20 protein-coding genes are annotated in these 20,622 nt (G+C 72.0%); 18 read left to right on the top strand and 2 right to left on the bottom strand.

Annotated elements, in window-relative coordinates; genetic code table 11:
* Nucleotides 1–4 precede the first annotated feature (4 nt).
* Nucleotides 5–949, bottom strand: a complete 945-nt coding sequence (locus ABD644_RS10215; RefSeq protein WP_344688740.1) for a RecB family exonuclease — start codon at nucleotides 947–949, stop codon at nucleotides 5–7.
* A 96-nt stretch (nucleotides 950–1,045) separates the two neighbouring features.
* Here ABD644_RS10215 and ABD644_RS10210 point away from each other — a divergent pair, with 96 nt between their 5' ends.
* The 11 genes from ABD644_RS10210 to pafA all read left to right on the top strand — a co-directional run bounded on the left by ABD644_RS10210 (nucleotide 1,046) and on the right by pafA (nucleotide 11,803).
* Nucleotides 1,046–1,936: a tRNA (adenine-N1)-methyltransferase gene (locus ABD644_RS10210; protein WP_425547424.1), complete on the top strand. Its 891-nt coding sequence runs from the start codon at nucleotides 1,046–1,048 to the stop codon at nucleotides 1,934–1,936.
* Between the two features lie 186 nt (nucleotides 1,937–2,122).
* Entirely contained in the window at nucleotides 2,123–3,847 is a 1,725-nt protein-coding gene (arc, locus tag ABD644_RS10205; RefSeq protein WP_344688739.1) for a proteasome ATPase, read from the top strand.
* A 102-nt stretch (nucleotides 3,848–3,949) separates the two neighbouring features.
* Nucleotides 3,950–4,726, top strand: a complete 777-nt coding sequence (locus ABD644_RS10200; protein WP_344688738.1) for a hypothetical protein — start codon at nucleotides 3,950–3,952, stop codon at nucleotides 4,724–4,726.
* A gap of 6 nt (nucleotides 4,727–4,732) precedes the next feature.
* Nucleotides 4,733–5,632, top strand: coding sequence for an alpha/beta hydrolase (locus ABD644_RS10195; RefSeq protein WP_344688737.1), 900 nt, complete (start codon nucleotides 4,733–4,735; stop codon nucleotides 5,630–5,632).
* Nucleotides 5,633–5,653: 21 nt separating this feature from the next.
* On the top strand, nucleotides 5,654–7,159 hold the full coding sequence (dop, locus tag ABD644_RS10190) for a depupylase/deamidase Dop (RefSeq protein ID WP_344688736.1): 1,506 nt from the start codon (nucleotides 5,654–5,656) through the stop codon (nucleotides 7,157–7,159).
* A gap of 98 nt (nucleotides 7,160–7,257) precedes the next feature.
* A complete protein-coding gene (locus tag ABD644_RS10185; protein WP_344688735.1) occupies nucleotides 7,258–7,467 on the top strand; it encodes a ubiquitin-like protein Pup in 210 nt (69 codons plus the stop codon).
* A 36-nt stretch (nucleotides 7,468–7,503) separates the two neighbouring features.
* Complete coding sequence (locus tag ABD644_RS10180; RefSeq protein WP_344688734.1) at nucleotides 7,504–8,265, top strand: endonuclease VII domain-containing protein; 762 nt, start codon at nucleotides 7,504–7,506, stop codon at nucleotides 8,263–8,265.
* Nucleotides 8,262–9,116 (top strand): proteasome subunit beta, encoded by an 855-nt coding sequence (prcB, locus tag ABD644_RS10175; RefSeq protein ID WP_344688733.1) that lies wholly within the window; start codon nucleotides 8,262–8,264, stop codon nucleotides 9,114–9,116. The genes ABD644_RS10180 and prcB overlap by 4 nt, the downstream gene beginning before the upstream one ends.
* Before the next feature lie 5 nt (nucleotides 9,117–9,121).
* A complete protein-coding gene (gene prcA / locus ABD644_RS10170) occupies nucleotides 9,122–10,021 on the top strand; it encodes a proteasome subunit alpha (RefSeq protein ID WP_344688732.1) in 900 nt (299 codons plus the stop codon).
* Between the two features lie 5 nt (nucleotides 10,022–10,026).
* Nucleotides 10,027–10,380 carry a hypothetical protein gene (locus ABD644_RS10165; RefSeq protein ID WP_344688731.1) on the top strand — a complete coding sequence of 118 codons (354 nt, stop codon included), beginning with the start codon at nucleotides 10,027–10,029 and terminating at the stop codon, nucleotides 10,378–10,380.
* 64 nt (nucleotides 10,381–10,444) lie between these two features.
* Nucleotides 10,445–11,803: a Pup--protein ligase gene (gene pafA, locus ABD644_RS10160; RefSeq protein ID WP_344688730.1), complete on the top strand. Its 1,359-nt coding sequence runs from the start codon at nucleotides 10,445–10,447 to the stop codon at nucleotides 11,801–11,803.
* 130 nt (nucleotides 11,804–11,933) lie between these two features.
* Here the strand turns inward: pafA and ABD644_RS10155 are convergent, their stop codons facing one another.
* Entirely contained in the window at nucleotides 11,934–13,040 is a 1,107-nt protein-coding gene (locus ABD644_RS10155) for a DUF3866 family protein (protein ID WP_344688729.1), read from the bottom strand.
* Between the two features lie 80 nt (nucleotides 13,041–13,120).
* Here ABD644_RS10155 and ABD644_RS10150 point away from each other — a divergent pair, with 80 nt between their 5' ends.
* The 7 genes from ABD644_RS10150 (at nucleotide 13,121) to ABD644_RS10120 (ending at nucleotide 20,528) form a co-directional block, all read left to right on the top strand.
* The gene (locus ABD644_RS10150) at nucleotides 13,121–14,098 is read left to right on the top strand and encodes a helix-turn-helix transcriptional regulator (protein ID WP_344688728.1); all 978 of its coding nucleotides are present in this window, start codon (nucleotides 13,121–13,123) and stop codon (nucleotides 14,096–14,098) included.
* The gene (locus tag ABD644_RS10145; RefSeq protein ID WP_344688727.1) at nucleotides 14,095–15,081 is read left to right on the top strand and encodes a helix-turn-helix transcriptional regulator; all 987 of its coding nucleotides are present in this window, start codon (nucleotides 14,095–14,097) and stop codon (nucleotides 15,079–15,081) included. The genes ABD644_RS10150 and ABD644_RS10145 overlap by 4 nt, the downstream gene beginning before the upstream one ends.
* A 9-nt stretch (nucleotides 15,082–15,090) precedes the next feature.
* Nucleotides 15,091–15,309 (top strand): hypothetical protein, encoded by a 219-nt coding sequence (locus tag ABD644_RS10140; protein ID WP_344688726.1) that lies wholly within the window; start codon nucleotides 15,091–15,093, stop codon nucleotides 15,307–15,309.
* An 87-nt stretch (nucleotides 15,310–15,396) separates the two neighbouring features.
* Nucleotides 15,397–15,765, top strand: a complete 369-nt coding sequence (tatA, locus tag ABD644_RS10135; protein ID WP_344688725.1) for a Sec-independent protein translocase subunit TatA — start codon at nucleotides 15,397–15,399, stop codon at nucleotides 15,763–15,765.
* Nucleotides 15,766–15,790: 25 nt separating this feature from the next.
* Nucleotides 15,791–16,705, top strand: coding sequence for a twin-arginine translocase subunit TatC (tatC, locus tag ABD644_RS10130; protein ID WP_344688724.1), 915 nt, complete (start codon nucleotides 15,791–15,793; stop codon nucleotides 16,703–16,705).
* A gap of 14 nt (nucleotides 16,706–16,719) precedes the next feature.
* Nucleotides 16,720–17,607 carry a diacylglycerol/lipid kinase family protein gene (locus tag ABD644_RS10125; RefSeq protein WP_344688723.1) on the top strand — a complete coding sequence of 296 codons (888 nt, stop codon included), beginning with the start codon at nucleotides 16,720–16,722 and terminating at the stop codon, nucleotides 17,605–17,607.
* A 71-nt stretch (nucleotides 17,608–17,678) separates the two neighbouring features.
* Nucleotides 17,679–20,528 carry a DEAD/DEAH box helicase gene (locus ABD644_RS10120; RefSeq protein WP_344688722.1) on the top strand — a complete coding sequence of 950 codons (2,850 nt, stop codon included), beginning with the start codon at nucleotides 17,679–17,681 and terminating at the stop codon, nucleotides 20,526–20,528.
* Nucleotides 20,529–20,622: the final 94 nt, after the last annotated feature.

Here is a 20,622-nt window from a genome sequence, read left to right as displayed (position 1 = left end):
CCGTTCAGTCGCGCTCGACGACCGGCAGCGGTGTCTGCCAGCCGGCGGCGGCCGCCGCCTCGGCCGGGAAGGGCGGGGGAGTGCCGCCGAACGACGGGCACAGCGCCTGGTGGTCGCACCAGCCGCACAGCCGCGTCTTGTTCGGCCGGAAGTCTCCCGTGGCGACGGCGCGCTCGATCGCCGACCAGATGGCCAGCAACGTGCGTTCGAAGCGCACCAGCTCCTGCTCCTCGGGGGCGTAGGTCAGCGCGTCGCCGTCGCCGAGGTAGAGCAGCTTGAGCTGGCTGGCGACCACGCCACGGGTGCGCCAGAGGACCAGCGCGTAGAACTTCATCTGGAACAGGGCTTTGCCCTCGAACGCCTCGCGGGGCATCGAGCCGGTCTTGTAGTCGACGACGCGCAGCGCGCCGTTCGCGGCGACGTCGAGCCGGTCGACGTAGCCGCGGAGGAGCAACCCGTCGGGCAGCGTGACCTCGACGAGCTCCTCGCGGCCGTGCGGCTGGATGCGCGTCGGGTCTTCGAGCGTGAAGTACTTCTCGACGAGGGTGCCGGCCGAGGCCAGCCAGGCCTCCACCGACTCCGGCGCGGTCGGGGTGGTCTCGGCGCCGTCGTCCTGAGCCGTGGCGAACAGCTCGGCGATTCCCGGCTCCTCGCGGAGATCGGCCCACGCCGGCTCGAGCAGCTCGAGGGCGCCGGTGACGGTCCGCTCCGCGGGCGGGAGGTCGTAGAGCCGCTCGAGGACGGTGTGGACCAGCGTGCCGCGGACGGCGGCGAGGCTCTTGCGCTCGGGCAGCCGGTCGATCGTGCGGAAGCGGTAGAGCAGCGGGCAGGTCTTGAAGTCGGCCGCGCGGCTCGGGGACAGCGAGGGGCGGCGCGGGGCCTGCGGCTCCGGGGCGGCCGCGTCGTCCTGGACCTCCGCGGTCGGTTCCACCTGCGTCGTCGCTGTCATGGGATCGAGGCTAGGTCGCACCACCGACAGAATCCGAGCGCCCGCGCCGCGCACGTACCGAGGGTCACATCCACCCCGTCCGTAGGCTGGCCGCCCGTGACCGAGGACATGCAGGCGGACGACACCGTGGCTGACACCGTGGCCGGCACCGTGCCCGAGCCGGTGCCGGGGGCGTTCGTCGTCGGCGACCGGGTGCAGCTCACCGATCCGAAGGGCCGGTTGCACACCGTCGTCCTCGAGCCGGGCAAGCAGTTCCACACCCACCGGGGCGCGATCGCGCACGACGACCTGATCGGCGCCCCCGAGGGGTCGGTCGTGCACTCGACGGCCAACACCGGCTACCTGGCGTTCCGGCCCCTGTTGGCCGACTTCGTGCTGTCGATGCCGCGGGGCGCCCAGGTCATCTACCCGAAGGACGCCGCGCAGATCGTCGGCTTCGGCGACATCGGGCCCGGCATGCGGGTGCTCGAGGCCGGCGCCGGCTCCGGTGCCCTCTCGTGCTCGCTGCTGCGGGCCGTGGGCAGCACCGGCTCCCTGACCAGCTACGAGCGGCGGGAGGACTTCGCCGACGTCGCCCGCGCCAACGTCGGCGCCTTCTTCGGGGAGTCTCCGGCGAACTGGACGCTGCGCCTCGGCGACCTCGCCGAGCACCCGGCCGAGGATGTCGTCGACCGGGCGGTGCTCGACATGCTCGAGCCCTGGGCGGTGCTGCCGACCGTCGCCGCCGCGGTGCGCCCCGGCGGCGTCCTGATCGGCTACGTCGCCACCGTGACCCAGCTGTCCACCTACGTCGAGGCGCTGCGCGCGCAGGGCGTCTGGACCGAGCCCCACGCCTGGGAGACCCTGATGCGGCCGTGGCACGCGGTCGGCCTGGCAGTCCGTCCGGAGCACCGGATGGTGGCCCACACGGCGTTCCTGGTGACCGCACGACGGCTCGCCGCGGGCACGGTCGCGCCGATCAGGCAGCGGCGGGCCCAGAAGCACTAGGACCGGCCCCGGGCGCGGATGGTACGGGTGTGACGGCTCGGTATCGCCCACCGCGAGCCGACGCCGCTCTGTCCGAGCCCGTGTATAGATTTGATTCCTGGCTCCCCCCGAGGTGTGTGGAGGTGCGCGATGGGCCCCGGCTCGAGCAATGGTCCCGACGAACAACGGTCCCGGCGGGAACGTGATGTGGCTGCGCTGCTGAGCCAGATCTCCTACCTCGAGGAGGAGATCGGCCTGCTGCGGCGCAAGGTGGCCGACAGCCCGCGCCAGGTGCGCGCGCTGGAAGAGCGGATCGCCGAGGCCGAGGGCCGCGCCGCCTTCCTGTCCGAGCGCAACGACAAGCTGACCAGCACCCTGCGCGATGCCCGCGAGCAGCTGGTGACGCTCAAGGAGGAGGTCGACCGTCTCGGCCAGCCGCCGTCGGGCTACGGCGTCTTCCTGGGGCGGTACGAGGACGGCACGGTCGACGTGTTCACCAGCGGCCGCAAGCTGCGGGTGTCGCTGTCGCCGAACGTCGAGGGCGACGACCTCAAGCCCGGCCAGGAGGTCATGCTCAACGAGGCGATGAACGTCGTCGAGGCGCGCGGCTTCGAGCGCCAGGGTGACGTGGTCATGCTCAAGGAGCTGCTCGAGCCGATCGACGGCGTCACGCCGCGGGCCCTGGTCATCGGGCACACCGACGAGGAACGGGTCGTGTACCTCGCCGACTCGCTCACCGGGCAGCCGCTGCGCAGCGGCGACTCGTTGCTGCTGGAGACCCGGTCGGGCTACGTCTACGAGCGGATCCCGAAGAGCGAGGTCGAGGAGCTCGTCCTCGAAGAGGTCCCCGACATCGACTACTCCGACATCGGCGGGCTCTCCCGGCAGATCGAGCAGATCCGCGACGCCGTCGAGCTGCCGTTCCTGCACGCCGACCTGTTCCGCGAGTACCAGCTCCGGCCGCCGAAGGGCATCCTGCTCTACGGCCCGCCCGGGTGCGGGAAGACGCTGATCGCCAAGGCGGTCGCCAACTCCTTGGCCAAGAAGGTCGCCGCGGTGCAGGGGGAGGGGCAGGCGAAGTCCTACTTCCTGAACATCAAGGGCCCCGAGCTGCTCAACAAGTACGTGGGTGAGACCGAGCGGCACATCCGGCTGGTGTTCCAGCGGGCGCGGGAGAAGGCCAGCGAGGGCACGCCCGTCATCGTGTTCTTCGACGAGATGGACTCGATCTTCCGCACGCGGGGGTCGGGGGTGTCCTCCGACGTCGAGTCGACGATCGTGCCGCAGCTGCTCAGCGAGATCGACGGCGTCGAGGGGCTCGAGAACGTCATCGTGATCGGTGCGTCCAACCGCGAGGACATGATCGACCCGGCGATCCTGCGGCCGGGCCGGCTGGACGTGAAGATCAAGATCGAGCGGCCTGACGCAGAGGCCGCGCGCGACATCTTCACCAAGTACCTGACCACCGAGCTGCCGATCCACCCCGACGACCTCGCCGAGCACGGTGGCAGCCGCGAGGCCACGATCGCCGGGATGATCCAGCGCACCGTCGAGCGCATGTACACCGAGAGCGAGGAGAACCGCTTCCTCGAGGTGACCTACGCCAACGGTGACAAGGAGGTCCTGTACTTCAAGGACTTCAACTCCGGCGCGATGCTGCAGAACATCGTCGACCGCGGCAAGAAGATGGCGATCAAGGAGCAGCTGGAGACCGGCACAGGGGGGCTCCGGGTCAGCCACCTGATGGCCGCTTGCCTCGACGAGTTCAAGGAGAACGAGGACCTCCCGAACACGACCAACCCCGACGACTGGGCTCGGATCTCGGGCAAGAAGGGCGAGCGGATCGTCTACATCCGCACGCTCATCAGCGGCAAGGGCAACGAGTCCGGCCGGGCCATCGACACGGCCACGAACACCGGCCAGTACCTGTAACTACGACGCATCGGCGGCCCGGCCCCCGAGGGGACCGGGCCGCGTTGTTTCGGGCCATCGAAACTGCTGTACCTCGGAACCGGGGTGGGCCATCATGCGGCCATGACCGAGGCGGTCCGCGAGGCGATGCGTCAGCTCGTGTCTGGCCGAGGGCTCGCCGTCCTCACGGTCATCGTCATCGTCGCGTTGGTGAGCGCCGGAGTGCTGCTCGACGACGACGTCCTCGCCATGGAGCCGACCAGCGATCGGGTGCGGGACCTGATGTGGTTCGCGTTCCTTTCCGCCATCACTACCTACGCACTGGTCGAACTGGCGAAGCGCTTGCTCCTGCTCCGAGCCCGGTACCAGCGGGCCGCGGTGCGCCGTTGGCTGATCGAGCGAGCCGGAAGTGCGGGCGGGGACCCACACGAGGGGTGGCGTGCCTGGGAGGATCTGGAGGTCCGGCTCGGCCGGCCGTCGTACTCCTCGCGGAGTCGGGGGCTCCCGGAGCTCTACAACGCCCCCGCGGGCATCCTCACGGCGCAGATCGCGGCGGCTGTGGAGGAACCGCTCGCGCACAGCGGCCTCCATTCGCCGCTCGTGCGCGTGCTCGCTGCCGATCCCGACGACCTGAAGTTCGGCGGGGACGAGCGCATCGTGCGCCAGCGTGCTCGCGCGTCCCTGGACCAACTACAGCTCGAGCTCAGTGCCGCGTGGCGTCGTGGACTGCAGACGGCCGTCGTGGTGACCGCCGGGCTCATGGCCTTCCTGCTGTCGATCGTCGTGGCGGACGACCTGCCGGAGACCCTCCTGCTGTGCGCCGTCGGGATGGTCCTCGGCGGGCCGCTGGCCTGGCTGATGCGGGATGTCACGGCGACGGTCGAGCGCCTCCGACGGTGAGGTCCGATGACCCTGCCCGCACTCTCGGTCCGCTCGGAGCTCGGGGACACCCCGATGGCCGACGTCGTCCGTGTGGCGCGCGGTCTGGACGATGCTTTGCACGCGCCGCGGTTGATCATCCTGATCCACGGCTACCAGAACTCGGAAACAGCGGCGCACGAGTCGTTCTCCACCTTCGCCGAGCGACTAGCCACCGTCGGTTGGCCGACCGCATTGGCGAGGTTCGGGACGCTCTGGGAGTTCCACTGGCCGGGCAACCATCCCAACAGGATTGTCTCGCTGGCCACCTACTCGGTGCGAGTGCCTGAAGCGATCCGCGCAGGGGAAAAGCTCGCGGAGTTCCTCGGGGATCTGTCGGCCGAGCAGGAGGTCTGCTTGGTCGCACACTCGCTGGGGTGCCGCGTGGCACTCGAGACCGTGCACAAGATCGGCCTGATGGGGGCTGGCTACCGCGGCCCACAAGTGTCGCAGGTCTTCCTGATGGCCGCGGCCGTGCCTGTGCCCTTGTGCGAGTCGGGACAGCGGCTCGACCGGGCCGCACCCGGCGATGTCCACCACGTTTATCACTCCAACCGGGACTCGGCTCTGACGCGTGCGAAGTTCGGGATCGGGCAGTCGGGGTACGGGGGAGAGCTTGAACGCGGTCCCGCCGTGGGCCTGGAAGGTGCTCCTGAACCACGATGGGCATCAAGCGTGCCGACCGGAATTGACCACGGTGGGTACTGGTCCTCTTACCTCGTCGCGGAGGACATCGCCCGCCGACTGGGCGTCGTCACGGAGCGCTCGCTGCCCGAGCACACTGTTCCCGTCTGGGATCTCGAGGACCTCTGGGTGTCTCTGGATGCCGAGGAGGGGATGGCCGAACGCGAGATCACGAGCCGTGACGCGACAGAATCGGTCGCGTAGTCGCGGCCTAGTGTGGGGTCCATGAGTGTGCGGCGGGTCATGGGCACCGAGGTGGAGTACGGCATCTCGGTGCCCGGCCAGCCGACGGCGAATCCGACCACCCTGTCCAGCCAGGTGGTCAACGCGTGGGCGGTGGCCGAGGCGCCGACGCCGCGCCGGCCGCGGTGGGACTTCGAGGAGGAGTCCCCGCTGCGCGACGCCCGCGGGTTCGACCTGTCGCCGGCGCAGGCGCTGGACCACAACGATCTCGACGAGGACACCGGGATGGTCAACGTCATCCTGACCAACGGCGCGCGGCTGTACGTGGACCACGCGCACCCGGAGTACTCCACGCCCGAGGTGACCAACCCGCGCGACGTCGTCCTGTGGGACAAGGCGGGGGAGCAGGTGATGGCCGAGGCGTCGCGGCGGGCGGCGCGCATCCCCGGCCAGCCGGCGATCCAGCTCTACAAGAACAACACCGACGGCAAGGGCGCCTCCTACGGGGCGCACGAGAACTACCTGATGGACCGGAAGACGCCGTTCATCGACATCATCCGCGGGCTGGTGCCCTTCTTCGTGACGCGACAGGTGTTCGCCGGGGCGGGACGGGTCGGCATCGGCACGGAGAGCCGCCGCGACGGCTTCCAGCTCTCCCAGCGGGCCGACTTCTTCGAGGTCGAGGTCGGGCTGGAGACCACGCTCAAGCGGCCGATCATCAACACCCGCGACGAGCCGCACGCCGACGCCGACAAGTACCGCCGGCTGCACGTGATCATCGGCGACGCGAACCTCGCCGAGCTGTCGACCTACCTGAAGGTCGGGACGACGTCGCTCGTGCTGGCGATGATCGAGGCCCGGGCGCTGCCGCGGGACCTCGCGCTCGAGGAGCCGGTGGAGTCGCTGCAGGCGATCAGCCACGACCCCTCGCTGACCCACCAGGTGCGCCTGCGCGACGGGCGGCGCATGACCGCGATCGAGGTGCAGCGGCTGTACCTGGAGCAGGCGGCGAAGTTCGTCGACAACCAGGGGGAGGCCGACGAGCAGACCGCCGACGTGCTGCGGCGGTGGGCCGAGGTGCTCGACGACCTGTCGATCGACCCGATGCGCTGCGCCGACCGGCTGGACTGGCCGGCCAAGCTGCGGCTGCTCGAGGGCTACCGGGCGCGGGACGGGCTGTCGTGGGGCGATTCCCGGCTGCAGCTGGTCGACCTGCAGTACTCCGACGTCCGGCCGGAGAAGGGGCTGTACCACCGCCTGGTGGCCCGCGGGTCCATGCAGCGCCTGCTGACCGACGACGAGGTGGCTCGGGCGATGGGGGCGCCGCCGGCCGACACGCGTGCGTTCTTCCGGGGGGAGTGCCTGCGCCGGTTCCCCGCCCAGGTCGCCGCGGCGTCGTGGGACTCGGTCGTGTTCGACCTCGGCCGGGAGAACCTGGTGCGGATCCCGACCATGGAGCCGCTGCGGGGGACCCGCGAGCACGTCGGAGCGCTGTTCGAGGCGTCGGCGACGGCGCAGGAGCTCGTGGACACGATCACCGGCGGCTGAATCCACAACATGCCCCTCGCCCCGTCCGGGTGAGCCTGAATGTCACATCCGGCGGGTACTTTCAGCCCAGCAGCTACCTGAAGGACCGGAGGGCAGTCATGGCCACCAGGGACACCGGCGGACAGCAGAAGGCGACGCGCACGCGCGAGGAGACCGACGAGGTCGAGGCCTCGGTCGACTCCGAAGTCGCCGAACGCCACAAGGAAATGACCGACGACGTCGATTCTCTTTTGGACGAAATTGACGAAGTCCTAGAGGAGAATTCGGAAGAATTCGTTAGGCAATATGTACAAAAAGGAGGGGAGTGAAACTGTCCAGTTCCGTAACTATGTGAGTATCAGGTTATGGAATACGGGAAGTACTGCACCGATTGCGGTGCGGTTCGGCCAGCGTCCGCCTTCACGAGGGACAAGCGACGCAAGGATGGTCTCGCCTTCTACTGTCGCGATCACGCGCGTCAGCGTGTGAGGGAGTCGAAGCTGCGGCGACTAGGACCACCGCAGTCCCGCCACCGACTGGACAGGGTTGTGCCGGACGGGTCCAAATGGTGTCCAGACTGCGATCAGATCAAGCCCTTTAACGATTTCCCTGGGACTCGGGCGAACGCGTCCGGACGTCACACGTATTGCAAGCCGTGTCACAACGCGCGAGGGCGCGCGACGCTCGAGAAGCAGGGTGGCTCGCGCAGCTACCACTTGAAGCGGCGATACGGCATCACCGCCGATGACGCCGACCAGATGCTCAAGCACCAGGGCGGGCTCTGCGCCATCTGCCGGGCAGCTCCCGCGGTGCATGTCGATCACGACCATGCGACGGGTGCGGTCAGGGCGCTGTTGTGTTTCAACTGCAACGGTGGACTGGGGCAGTTCAAGGACGATCCGGGTGTACTGCGAGCCGCGGCGGACTACGTCCGATTCCACACGCTGAGCCAGCACGTCCTCGCCGCGTGTGCAGCGGCCGGCATCGGGCCGGTCCGAGCCATCCGACCGGGGGAGCCGCCGGTAGGGTCGGACCGACGCCCGGGGGGCCGCAGCACCAGCACGCGGACCACCGGGCGGACCAGCGGGTCACGCCGACGGAAGACGGCGGGAGAGGCGGATGGGTGAACGAGTTCTCGACGGGCCGGAGCGGGTTCCCGCCCGCCTATCTGGACCGGGTGGGCTCCTCGTTCACCGACTTCCTGGCCTCGGCGGCACCTGACCTGCTGCCCAGCCGCCGCCCCGTGCCGCAGCTGCCGGTGAGCGAGATCCCGCACGGCACCACGATCGTCGCCGTCACCTTCGACGGCGGCGTGCTCATGGGGGGCGACCGCCGCGCCACCATGGGCAACCTGATCTCCAGCCGCGACATCGAGAAGGTCTACCCGGCCGACTCCTACAGCGTCATCGGCATCGCCGGCGCCGCGGGCATCGCCATCGAGATGGTCAAGCTCTACCAGGTGGAGCTCGAGCACTACGAGAAGATCGAGGGCCTCACGCTCAGCCTCGACGGCAAGGCCAACCGGCTCGCCCAGATGATCCGCGGCAACCTCGGCGCCGCCATGCAGGGCCTCGCGGTCGTCCCGCTGTTCGCGGGCTTCGACCTCGACGCCGCGGAGGGCGCCCCGCCCGGCCGCATCTTCAGCTACGACGTCACCGGCGGGAACTACGAGGAGCGCGGCTACGCCGCGGTCGGTTCCGGGTCGCTGTTCGCCAAGAACTCGCTGAAGAAGACCTGGCGCCAGGGCCTGCCGGCCGCCGACGCCACCCGCACCGTCGTCGAGGCCCTGTACGACGCCGCCGACGACGACTCGGCCACCGGCGGCCCCGACCCGGTCCGCCGGCTGTACCCGATCGTCTACCGCGTCGACGCCGAGGGCGCCGTCCGGCTCACCGACGCCGAGGTCGCCGCCGTGGCCGACACCATCGTCACCGAGCGGGCCGAAGCCGACCGCCAGAACACGATGCGGGAGGCCTGAACGCCATGACGATGCCGTACTACGCCTCCGCCGAGCAGGTCATGCGCGACCGCTCGGAGTACGCCCGCAAGGGCATCTCCCGCGGCCGCAGCGTCGCCGTCCTCACCTACGCCGACGGCGTCCTGTTCATCGCCGAGAACCCCAGCTCCACGCTGCACAAGGTCGGCGAGATCTACGACCGCATCGGGTTCGCGGCCGTCGGCCGCTACAGCGAGTTCGAGGCACTGCGGGTGGCCGGCGTGCGGCTGGCCGACGTCCGCGGGTACTCCTACAACCGGCGCGACGTCACCGGCCGGGTCATCGCCAACGCCTACGCGCAGACCCTGGGCGCGATCTTCACCGAGCAGATGAAGCCCTACGAGGTCGAGCTCTGCGTCGCCGAGGTCGGGGACCGTCCGGAGAACGACCAGCTCTTCCGCCTCACCTTCGACGGCTCGGTCGTCGACGAGCCCGACTTCGTCGTCATGGGCGGCCAGGCCGAGGCGGTCACCGGCCACCTGCGCGAGCACTTCCACGCCGGCATGGGCCTCGCTGACGCCCTGCAGGTCGGGGTCCGCGCCCTGTCCGCCGTCAGCCCGGTCACCGCCGGGGCCGGCAGCGGCGGTCCCACCCAGCTGACCGCGGCGCAGCTCGAGGTCGCCGTCCTCGACCGGCGCCGGCCCAAGCGCGCCTTCCGGCGCGTCGTCGGCGCGGCCCTGGGCCGCCTCCTCGGTGGCGAGGAGCCGGCCATCGAGCCGGACGACGTCACCCCCGCCACCCACGTCCACGCACCGAGCGTCTCCGAGCCGGGAACGCCCCCCGGCCTCGGCGACCCCGCCAACCCCGACACCGTCGGCGGTCCGCACGACAGCACCGACACCGACGAGCGCACGGACGGCGAGGAGCACACCGACACCGGGGAGTGAGTGCCGTGCCGAAGTACCGCGTCAACGGCGACGCCGTCGCCCAGGCCGAGAAGCTCATCGACGCCGGGACCTACGACGACACGACCGAGTGGTCCGATGCCGCCCCGTCGGCCGACGACGGGAACGCCGAGATCGAGAAGCACGGGTACGACGGCTTCGGCGCCTGGCACCTCGCCGTCGACCCCGAGGCCTCCGAGGACACCAAGGGCCGCTACGCGTTCCCCTACGGCGACTTCCGGACGGTCAACCGAGCGGCCCTGATCCACGGCAAGCAACGCGCCGCCCAGAACGGGCACGACGCGATCGAGAAGGCCGCCGACCGGCTGCTGCAGCGCCTCGACGAGAAGCGCGACGCGTAACGGGTCGGCTGCTGCGGCGCGGCGAGGGGCGGCCCCTGTCGGTCGCGGCGCCTAGTCTCGGTCCGTGGACCGACGGATCTTCGGCATCGAGACCGAGTACGGCGTCACGTGCACCTTCAAGGGGCAGCGCCGGCTCTCCCCGGACGAGGTCGCCCGCTACCTGTTCCGGCGGGTGGTCTCCTGGGGGCGCAGCTCCAACGTGTTCCTGCGCAACGGCTCCCGGCTCTACCTCGACGTGGGCAGCCACCCCGAGTACGCCACGGCCGAGTGCGACGACCTCACCGAGCTGGTCGTCCACGACAAGGCCGGCGAGCGGATCCTCGAGGGCCTGCTGGTCGACGCCGAGCAGCGCCTGGCCGAGGAGGGCGTCACCGGCGACATCTACCTGTTCAAGAACAACACCGACTCCGCCGGCAACAGCTACGGCTGCCACGAGAACTACCTGGTCGGCCGGCACGGGGAGTTCAGCCGTCTCGCCGACGTCCTGATCCCGTTCCTGGTCAGCCGGCAGATCGTCGTCGGCGCCGGCAAGGTGCTGCAGACCCCCCGCGGCGCCATCTACTGCGTCAGCCAGCGCGCCGAGCACATCTGGGAAGGCGTCTCGTCGGCCACGACGAGGAGCCGCCCGATCATCAACACCCGCGACGAGCCGCACGCCGACGCCGAGCGCTACCGGCGGCTGCACGTCATCGTCGGCGACTCGAACATGAACGAGACGACGACGCTGCTCAAGGTCACCATGACCGACCTGGTGCTGCGCATGATCGAAGCCGGCGTCCCGATCAAGGACATGACGCTGGAGAACCCGATCCGCGCCATCCGCGAGATCAGCCACGACATGACCGGACGGCGCAAGGTCCGCCTGGCCAACGGCCGGGAGATGTCGGCGCTGGAGATCCAGTCCGAGTACCACAACCGGGCGATGGAGTACGCCGACCGCGAGGGCTTCGGGCCCGTGCACCGGCAGATGCTCGAGCTGTGGGGCCGGGTGCTCAAGGCCGTCGACACCGAAGACCTCAGCCTCATCGACCGCGAGATCGACTGGGCCACCAAGTACAGCCTGATCGAGCGCTACCGGGCCAAGCGGGACCTCCCGCTGTCCCACCCGCGCATCGCACAGATGGACCTCGCCTACCACGACATCAGCCGCACCCGCGGCCTGTACTACCTGCTCGAGCGCAACGGGCAGGTCGACCGCGTCGCGCACGAGCCGCGGATCTTCGAGGCCAAGAACGTGCCGCCGCAGACCACCCGCGCCCGGCTGCGCGGGGAGTTCATCCGCAAGGCGCAGGAGAAGCGGCGCGACTTCACCGTCGACTGGGTGCACCTCAAGCTCAACGACCAGGCCCAGCGCACCGTGCTGTGCAAGGACCCGTTCAAGGCCGTCGACGAGCGCGTCGACAAGCTCATCGCGAGTATGTAGAAGAGGTGAGCCGCCCTGCGGGGGACGTGCCGGGACGCGGGGCCGGAGGCTCCCGGCCCGGTGCGTCGAAAGGGCTCAGCTCAACGGGGGGACGGCACCTGGCCGCGGTGCGATCCGGAGGATCGCAATGTCATTCCACCGGCACGCGGAGGGCCGCGTACCTTCCCGCGGCTGCGGCGGCGAGGAAGTAGGCGCGTTCCTCGGGGAAGCCGCGGCCCATGGTGCGCAGCGGGACGGGGGAGAGGCCGAGGGCGGCGTCGAGACCGTCGGTGTCCACCCAGACCACCGGGTTGCGCTCCGGCTGCCCGGCGAGGTCCTCGTCGACCTGCCCCCCGAGCTCCGACGACAGCCCGCGCGGCGCGACCAGCGTGACCCCGCCCAGCGCGACCCGCCCGAAGGCGGTCAGCGAGTGGTGCGACACGCCACGGTGCCGGGGCCGCGGGTCGGCGTCGGAGATGCGCAGCGCCCCGATCGCCTCCCCGCCGAGCACGGTCACCGCGTTGCACGCCTCGCCGGCGGCCACGCCGGAGAAGCCCCACGGGGTCCCCGTGCCGAGGTTGCCCGGGCCCTGCGTGACGATCGCGAGGTCGGCGCCGAGCACGTGCCGGGCCGCCAGCAGCCCGGTGTGCACGGTGACCGCCTCGAGGTCACCGCCGAACGACTGGCCCACGGTCACGACGCCGGCCAGCGACGCCGCGAGCGTGTCCAGCGTCCGCGAGAAGGCCGCGGGAAGCGCCCCGCCGTCCTGCATGACGTAGGCGACCTTCAGGTCGGGGTCGGTGGCCAGCATGCCGATCAGCACCGCCGGCAGCGCCGAGTGCAGGTCGGCGACCACCACGGGCATCCCGACGATGTCGTCGGCCGCCGAGATCGTGGCGTGGTGCTCGGTCTCCTGCTCGTCGACACCCTGCACGGTGACCTGCAGCGGCGTGTAGCGCGCCTTCACCAGGTGCCCCGGCCCCTCGGGGTCGGGGGGCAGCCGGTCGGGGACGGCCACGACGAGGGCGACCCCACCGGTGCCCAGCCCCTGGGCGAGCGCGGTGGTGTTGAGCAGCACCACGTCGTCGACCTGGGGGATGCCCACCAGCGAGGGGTAGGCCAGCGCCTTCAGCGCGCCCTCGTCGGGCACCTCGACGGTCAGCTCGAGACTGTCCCGGCCGCGGCGCCCCGTCGCCGTCACCCGCCCGCGCCGCCAGCGGATGCGCGAGGGCGGGGGAGGGGAGGCGGAGAAGGGCATGACTGGCAGGCTAGCCAGCGTCGAGCGGGCGGGCGCACCGGCGGTGCCGAGCCCCGGCGCGTCCTGACTAGCCTGGGCACATGGCGGCGAAGCGGGCGGAACGACTGGTCAACCTGGTCATCGCCCTGCTGAGCACCCGGCAGTACGTCACGGCCGCCCGCATCCGCGCCACCGTGCCCGGCTACGAGCCCGACGACGGCTCCGAGCGCGCCGACGAGGCGTTCAAGCGCATGTTCGAGCGGGACAAGGCCGATCTGCGCGAGATGGGCGTGCCCCTGGAGACCGGGCGCACCAGTGTCTTCGACACCGAGGACGGCTACCGGATCGCCCGCGCCGACTACGAGCTGCCCGAGATCCACCTGACCGGCGAGGAGGCCGCCGCCGTCGGCCTGGCGCTGCGGCTGTGGGAGTCCGCGCAGATGGCGGGCCCCGCGCACAGCGCGCTGGTGAAGCTCAAGGCCGCCGGCGTCGAGATCGACAGCTCGCGGGGCATCCCGCTGCAGCCGCGGCTGGACGCCGGCGAGCCCGCCTTCGAGCCCTGCTACGCCGCGGCCCGCGACCGCCGGCTGCTCGAGTTCGACTACCGGCGCCCCGACGAGGACGAACCCGGTCACCGGCGCGTCCAGCCGTGGGGTGTGGTGGCCTGGCACGGCCGCTGGTACCTCGGCGGTCTCGACCTCGACCGGCAGCGTCCCCGGGTCTTCCGGCTGTCCCGCGTCGTCGGCATGCCCAAGCCGGTCGGGCCGGCCGGGGCCTTCGAGCCTCCGCCGGACGTCGACCTCGCCGCGATGGTCGCCGGGCAGATGACGGGGGAGGAGCACCTCGTGGTGGTCCGCGCCCGCCCCGGCACGGCGATCGGCCTGCGCCGGCACGCCGTCCCGCTCGGCCCGGGGCAGGACGGGGAGGACCTCCTCCAGCTCACGACGACGGAGCCGTGGTCGCTGGCCGACTCCATCGCGTCCTACGGCGCCGACGTCGTCGTCGAGGCACCCACGGAGGTCCGGGAGGCCGTGATCGAGCGTCTCGGACGCCTGGCCGCGATGGGGGCACCGGCGTGACGAGCAGCGGCACCACCGACCGGATGACCCGCCTGCTGTCGCTGGTCCCGTACCTGACGGCCCGGCCCGACGGGGTCGCCGTCGCCGAGGCCGCGCGCGACTTCGGCGTCACCGAGAAGCAGCTGCGCACCGACCTCGAGCTGCTCTGGATGTGCGGGCTGCCCGGCTACGGCCCCGGCGACCTCATCGACCTGGCGTTCGAGGGCGACCGGGTGCGGGTCACGTTCCCCGCCGGCATGGCCCGCCCGCTCCGGCTGACCACCGACGAGGCAGTGGCGCTCGTCGTCGCGCTGCGCACACTGCAGGAGATGCCGGGCCTCGCCGAGGGGGAGGCGGTCGCCCGAGCGCTGGCCAAGGTGTCGGCCGCCGCGGGACACGCCGCCGAGCAGCTCACGCCGGTGGCGGTCAGCGTCGACGCGCGCGAGGAGGCCCTCGCCGTCGTCCGCGAGGGGCTGGAGCGGCGCCGTGCGCTGCACCTGCACTACTACGTGCCCACCCGCGACGAGCGCACCGAGCGCACCGTCGACCCGATGCGGCTGCTGCTGGTCGACGGCCGGTCCTACCTGGAGGCGTGGTGCCGCCGCGCGGAGGGCGTGCGGTTGTTCCGGCTCGACCGGGTCGACGACGTCGCCGTCCTCGACGAGCCGGCCGCGCCGCCGCCGCAGGCGCACGGTCGCGACGTCGAGCACGGCGTCTACCAGCCCGAACCGGGATCGCCCGCGGTCCGGCTCCGGCTGGCCCGCACCGCCCGCTGGGTGGCCGACTACTACCCGGTCGACTCCGTGGCGCCGGTCGACGATCCGCCGGGCGGGCTCGCGGTCACCGTCCGCACCGCCGACCTGGCCTGGGCCCGCCGCCTGGTCGCCTCCCTCGGCGGCGCCGCCGTCGTCGACGAGCCGGCCGACCTCGCCGCGCAGGTGGCGGCCGACGCCCGCGCCGCGCTGGCCCGCTACGGGGTCGAGGCGCCAGCGAGCGCCGGTTAGGGTTCGGGCGTGCTGCTGCTCTGGGTGTGGGTCGTTGTGGTGGTCCTCGCCCTCGTCGTCCTCGGTGGCCTCGCCTACGGGCTGCTGGGCGCGTTCACCCGACTCCAGCGCGAGGTCCAGGGCGCCGAGCAGGACCTCCGGCCGGTCCTCGAGCAGTTGCAGGCGGCCTCGGTGCGCGCCGAGGCCCGCGCCGAGGCCGTCGCCGTCCGCCGGGCGAACAGCGACTGAACGGACGTCGCACTCCGGGCGGACGGCCTGGCCCGACCCCCGTCCCGGCGTAGCATCACCGGAGACCACACCCCTGGAGGACCTGTCATGGGCGGACTCGGCCCGCTGGAGATCGGCCTGATCATCCTGGCCATCCTGTTGCTGTTCGGCTACAAGAAGCTCCCGGACGCCTCCCGCTCGCTCGGCCGCTCGCTGCGGATCTTCAAGGGCGAGATGAAGGGCATGAAGGACGACGACGTCCGCACCAAGGACGCCGCACGCACCACCCCGGTCCGCGGCGAGATCGTCACCCCCGGCCCGGTTGCGGCTCCGGGAACCGATGCGGCGCCCGGCACGGTCTCCGCGTCGGGCGACCTGACCGCGCAGCTGCACGAGGAGGCCCGCGTCGCCGAGGCCCGCGCCGCGGAACTGCGCGCCCGCGCCGAGCAGTCCCGCACGGGCGACGGCTCCCTCTGACCCTCCTGTCCCGGGCAGGACGACGGTGAGCGACGCCGGACAGCGGCTGCGGCGACGGCGCGCCCCGCGCGACCCGCAGGCGACGATGACGCTCGTCGCGCACCTCACCGAGCTGCGCAACCGCATCGCCCTGTCGCTGCTGGCCCTGCTCGTCGCCACCGCCGTCTCCTTCTGGTGGTACGAGCACGGCCTCGGCGAGTTCATCCGCGCCCCGTACTGCAACCTGCCCGAGGATCTCCGCTACGGGGGCGACGCCGCCGGCGGCTGCGGTCTGCTGATCACCGACGTCTTCGGCGGGGTCTTCATCCGGCTCAAGGTCAGCTTCCTGGCCGGCGCCGTGCTCGCCTCGCCATTCTGGCTCTACCAACTCTGGGCGTTCGTCACGCCGGGGCTCAAGCGCAACGAGAAGCGCTACGGGATCACCTTCGTCGCCGTGTCGTCGCTGCTGTTCGCCGGCGGCGCGGTGCTGGCCTACATCTCGCTGTCGGCCGGCCTGCGGCTGCTGCTCTCCCTGGCCGGCGACGGCGTCGTCGTCGCGCTGACCGCGCAGGACTACATCGGCTTCGTGCTCTCGCTGCTGGTCGCCTTCGGGGTCAGCTTCGAGGTGCCGCTGATCGCCGTCGCGCTCAACCTGGTCGGCGCGCTGTCCTACCAGGTGCTGGCGAAGAGCCGGCGCTGGATCTTCTTCCTCACCATCGTCTTCGCCGCCTTCGTGACGCCCACCCAGGACCCGTTCACGATGCTGCTGATGGCCGGCCCGATGATCCTGCTGTTCGAGATCGCGATCCAGATCGCCCGGATCGTCGACAAGCGGCGGGCCAAGCGGGATGCCCTCGAGCACTTCCACGACCTGTCCGACGACGAGGCCTCGCCGATCGACGCCCGCCCGTCGTCCCTCGACGAGCCGGTCGACTCGCCCGCGGCCTCGCCGCGCGCCTAGTCCAGACTGCGCGCATGGACGTCGCCGTGCTGGTCAGCCCCGCCGCCGGCCGGGGGAGGGCCCGCACGTGGTCGGCCGGCGTCCTCTCGGCCCTGGAGGCGGCCGGTCTCACCCCGCGCGTGCTCCCGGCGACGACCGGGCCGGACGCCGAGCGGCAGGCGGCCGAGGCGATCGCGGCCGGCGCCGGAGCGCTGGTGGCGATCGGCGGCGACGGCACGGCCCATGCGGCGCTGCAGGCGGTCGCCGGCACGTCGACCCCGCTGGCGGTCATCCCGGCCGGTACCGGCAACGACCTGGCGCTGGCCCTGGGCATCCCGCGCGACCCGGTCGTCGCCGCCCGGGCCGCGGCCGAGGACCTGGTCGCCGGCACCACGCGGGCCGTCGACGCCGGCCGGACCGGCGACCGCTGGTGGGCGACGGTGCTGTGCTGCGGCTTCGACTCCGCCGTCTCCGACCGGGCCAACCGGCTGCGCTGGCCGAAGGGCCGCCGGCGGTACGACGTCGCGGTGCTGGCGGAGCTGGCGCGGCTGCGGCCGCGCGAGGTGGAGCTCGTACTCGACGGCGAGGCGCACACCCTGCCGGTGACGCTGATCGCCGTCGGCAACACCCCCTGGTACGGCGGCGGGATGAAGGTCTGCCCGGGCGCCGACCCGACCGACGGCTTCTTCGACGTCACCGTCGTCGGCCCGATCAGCCGGCTCCAGCTGGTCCGCACCCGCCCGCTGCTGACCGCCGGGACGCACGTCGAGCACGCCGCCGTCACGGTGCACCGGGTGTCGCGGGTCGAGCTCGCGAGCCCCGGCGTCACGACCTACGCCGACGGCGAGCCGGTGGCGCCGCTGCCGGCGACGGCCGAGTGCGTGCCCGGCGCGCTGCGCATGGTCGGCACCGCCCGCACCTGAAGACACCCCGTCCCCCTCACCGCTCGCAGGCTCGCGGCGAGCCTCTGGACGGGGCCGCCTAACGTGGGGGCATGTCCAGCCCCGCGCAGCGGTACGCAGCCGCCCGGAGGCGCAGCGCCCACCCCACCCTCGCGGACTTCACCGCCGAGCTCGGCTTCTCCCTCGACCCGTTCCAGGTCGAGGCGTGCGAGGCGCTCGACGAGGGGTCCGGCGTCCTCGTCTGCGCCCCCACGGGCGCCGGCAAGACGGTGGTGGGCGAGTTCGCGATCCACAAGGCCCTGGCCGAGGGGCGCAAGGCGTTCTACACCACGCCGATCAAGGCGCTGTCCAACCAGAAGTACGCCGACCTCGTCGAGAGGTACGGGTCGGCGAAGGTCGGCCTGCTCACCGGCGACAACGCCGTCAACGGGGATGCCCCCGTGGTCGTGATGACCACCGAGGTGCTGCGCAACATGCTCTACGCCGACTCCCCGGCGATCGCCGGGCTCGGCTACGTGGTCATGGACGAGGTGCACTACCTCGCCGACCGCTTCCGCGGCGCCGTGTGGGAAGAGGTGATCATCCACCTCCCGCAGTCGGTCACCCTGGTGTCGCTGTCGGCCACCGTCAGCAACGCCGAGGAGTTCGGCGACTGGCTGGTCACCGTGCGCGGCCACACGAAGGTCGTCGTCAGCGAGGTGCGCCCGGTGCCGCTGTGGCAGCACATGCTGGTCGGCACCCGGGTGTTCGACCTGTTCTCGCTGCGGCCCTCCGCGCACGCGGGCGAGCACGGGGAGCTGCCGCGCGAGCTCTCCACGCGGGAGCGGGGCAGCTCGGTCGTCGACCCGGAGCTGGTCCGGTACGTGCGCGAGTACGAGCGGCGGATCGACAGCTGGGGCGGCGGGAACGGGGGACGGCGGGACCGCGACCGCGACTGGCACAAGCCGCGCTACAAGCCGCCGTCGCGCCCCGACGTCATCGGCCGGCTCGACCGGGCCGGTCTGCTCCCGGCGATCACCTTCGTGTTCAGCCGCAACGGCTGCGACGCCGCCGTCGGCCAGTGCCTGCGCGCCGGGCTGGGGCTCACCGACGAGCGCGAGCGGGCCGAGATCGCCGCGATCATCGACGAGCGCACCGGCGGCCTGCCGGAGGAGGACCTGCACGTCCTCGGCTTCTGGGAGTGGCGCGAGGGTCTGCTGGCCGGGCTCGCCGCCCACCACGCGGGCATGGTGCCGGCGTTCAAGGAGACCGTCGAGGAGTGCTTCGTCCGCGGCCTGGTCAAGGCCGTCTTCGCCACCGAGACCCTGGCGCTGGGCATCAACATGCCGGCGCGCTCGGTGGTGCTCGAGCGCCTGGTCAAGTGGAACGGCGAGGCGCACGTCGACGTGACGCCGGGGGAGTACACCCAGCTGACCGGGCGGGCAGGGCGGCGCGGCATCGACGTCGAGGGCCACGCCGTGGTCGTCTGGGCGCCGGGCATGGACCCCTCGGTGGTCGCCGGCCTGGCGAGCACCCGGACGTTCCCGCTGAAGTCCAGCTTCCGGCCCAGCTACAACATGGCGGTCAACCTGGTCAGCTCGTTCGGCCGGGCCCGCGCCCGCGAGCTGCTGGCGAGCTCCTTCGCGCAGTTCCAGGCCGACCGCTCGGTCGTGGGCCTGGCCCGGGCGGCGGCCCGGCACGAGCAGGACGCCGAGCGGTTCGCCCGGGAGATGCACTCCGACCACGGGGACGTCGGCGAGTACGCCCTCCTGCGGCGCCAGATCGCCGACCGGGAGAAGGAGCTGTCCCGCGACTCGCAGGCCAAGCGCCGCATCGAGGCCGCCGACGCGCTCGCCGCGCTGCGTCCCGGCGACGTCATCCGCGTGCCGTCGGGCCGCCGCCAGGGCCTGGCCGTCGTCCTCGATCCCGGTGTCACCGATCTCGCCGACCCGCGCCCCCTGGTGCTCACCGAGGACAAGTGGGCCGGCCGGCTCGGCTCCGCCGACTTCCCGGGGCCGGTGACCGCGCTGGCCCGCGTGAAGGTGCCCAAGCACTTCAACCACCGCAGCCCGCACGCCCGGCGCGACCTGGCGGCCACCCTCCGCAACGCCCGCGTGGAGCACGAGCTCGGTGTCCGCAAGACCAAGCACCGCTCCGCCGCCGCCGACGACCCGGTCCTCGCCGACCTGCGGCACGCCCTGCGCGCCCACCCCGTGCACGGCCTGCCCGACCGCGAGGAGCGGGTCCGCGTGGCGGAACGGTGGCTGCGGTCGGTGCGCGAGGCCGACGCGCTGCAGCACAAGATGACCGAGCGGACCGGCTCGCTGACCCGCCAGTTCGACCACACCTGCGACGTCCTCGAGGAGCTGGGCTACCTGGTCCCCGAGGTGGCGCCGCTGGTGCCGGCCGACACCGAGGTGATGGGCGCCGAGGACGACGTGCCGGTGGTCACCGATGACGGGCGGCGGCTCTCGCGCATCTGGTCCGAGGCCGACCTGCTGGTCGCCGAGTGCCTGCGGGCCGGTGTCTGGAAGGGGCTCACCGCCGCCGAGCTCGCCGCGGTGACCTCGACGCTGGTCTTCGAGGCCCGGCGCGACACCCCCGGCCTGGCCGCCATCCCCGCGGGGAAGGTCGCCGGCGCCGTGGCCGAGATGCGCCGGATCCGGTCGCGCCTGCAGGACGTCGAGCACGACCACGACGTCCCGGTCAGCCGCGATCTCGACCTGGGCTTCGCGTGGGCCGCCTACCGCTGGGCCGACGGGCAGAGCCTCGACCGGGTCCTGGCCGGCGCCGAGCAGGCGGGCACCGAACTCTCCGGCGGTGACTTCGTGCGCTGGTCCCGGCAGCTCATCGACCTGCTCGACCAGCTGGCCAAGGTGGCCGAGGATCCGGTGGCGAAAGTGGCCCGCGCAGCGGTCGACCGGGTGCGCCGCGGCGTGGTCGCCGTCGCCGTGGGGGGCTGACCTGCGATTCGTTGACCGCCAGGAGCGCTCGCCGTAGGGCACAATGCCTCCGCCCGGCGACCGGTCGCACGGGTAGGAACCGACGGTCGGGGAG

It is taken from the genome of Blastococcus jejuensis, assembly GCF_039534705.1.
GTDB lineage: Bacteria > Actinomycetota > Actinomycetes > Mycobacteriales > Geodermatophilaceae > Blastococcus_B > Blastococcus_B jejuensis.
The sequence above is the reverse complement of the archived record's forward strand: the minus strand, read 5'-3'. Positions and strand labels throughout refer to the sequence as shown.